The sequence below is a fragment of the Mesorhizobium sp. M7A.F.Ca.CA.001.08.2.1 genome (assembly GCF_003998455.1).
GTDB lineage: Bacteria > Pseudomonadota > Alphaproteobacteria > Rhizobiales > Rhizobiaceae > Mesorhizobium > Mesorhizobium ciceri.
The window spans coordinates 1-1,327 of the sequence record NZ_RZPW01001148.1; the positions used below are offsets into that span (position 1 = coordinate 1).

General features: G+C 63.7%; 2 protein-coding genes. Both read left to right on the forward strand.

Annotation, left to right across the window (positions count from 1 at the left end; translation table 11 throughout):
- Nucleotides 1-622: ABC transporter permease (locus tag EN914_RS35670; RefSeq protein ID WP_164779178.1), on the forward strand; the 622-nt coding region annotated here is incomplete at its 5' end.
- 2 nt (nucleotides 623-624) lie between these two features.
- Nucleotides 625-1,327 (forward strand): ABC transporter permease (locus EN914_RS35675; RefSeq protein ID WP_164779179.1); only part of this gene is annotated, 703 nt, incomplete at its 3' end.

A 1,327-nucleotide genomic window follows, 5' to 3' on the forward strand; every position in this document is an offset into this window, starting at 1 on the left:
GTTCAACGGGTGGCTCGTCTCCCGCTTCCGCATCCAGCCGATCGTCGCAACGCTTGTGCTGTTCATCGCGGGGCGCGGGATCGCGCAGGTCATGACCAACGGCAATCTGCAGACCTTCCGCGTGCCGCAATTCCAATGGATCGGCCTGGCCCGCCCACTCGGCATTCCGGCACAGGTCATCATCATGGCCGTGCTGGTTGCAGCGGCGGCGTGGGCTCTTCACCGCACGGTATTCGGGCGAAGCATCCTGGCCGTCGGGGGCAACGAAAAGGCCTCGGAACTCGCTGGCATCGCCGTAGCGAGGATCAAGCTCGCGGTCTATGCGATCAGCGGCCTTTGCGCGGGGCTGGCCGGTCTCGTCGTCATCGCGATCAACTCCTCCAGTGACGCAAATCTTGTCGGGCTGGGCATGGAACTGGACGCCATCGCGGCTGTCGCAGTGGGCGGTACGCTGCTCAGCGGCGGCAAGGCGACGATTATCGGCACCCTGCTCGGCGCGCTGACCATTCAGTTGGTCCGTTACACGCTGCTCGCCAATGGTGTGCCCGATGCCGCTGCGCTCGTGGTCAAGGCCGCTATCATCGCATTCGCCGTCTGGCTGCAGCAGCAACACAGAGTGTAGTTATGAACAGCGCCCGACTGATTGGCATAGTCGGCACCTACGGTGTCGTTGTCGCGCTTGCAGCCTTGGTGCTGTTCGGATTCTTGCGCTACGAACGTTTCCTGGGCTTCTTCAATGTGATGAGCGTTCTGCGCTACAACTCGATGTTCGCGCTCGTCGCGCTCGGCATGTGCTTCGTGATCATGACCGGGGGCATCGACCTGTCGGTCGGCTCCGTCGCCGCCTTGGGCAGCGTCGCTTCCGCGCTGGCGAGCCCCCACGGCATAGCAGCTGGTGTTGCAGCTGGCGTGGGCGCCGGCTTGGCAGCCGGGCTGATCAACGCGCTCTTGGTTACGCGCGCAAACCTGATGCCATTCATCGCCACGCTTGCCACCATGCTGGCCGCAAGCGGCTCGGCGTTGCTTCTGGCTGGCAACCAGTCCGTTTCGGTGTCCTATGATTCAGGTTTCACCGCCATCGGCCAAGGAAACTTCTGGATCTTCCCGATCCCGGCGGTCATCGCCCTGGTTGCGTATGTGGTCGGATCGGTCGTCCTGAATTACACCAGCACGGGACGGACGGTGCTGGCCATCGGGGGCGGCGAAGATGCATCGCGGCTGATGGGGCTGCGCACGGACCGCATCAAATTTCTCGTCTATGTCGCAAGCGGTTGCCTGGCCGGGCTCGCGGGCGTCGTTCTCGCTTCGCAGTTCGGCGCAGGCCAGC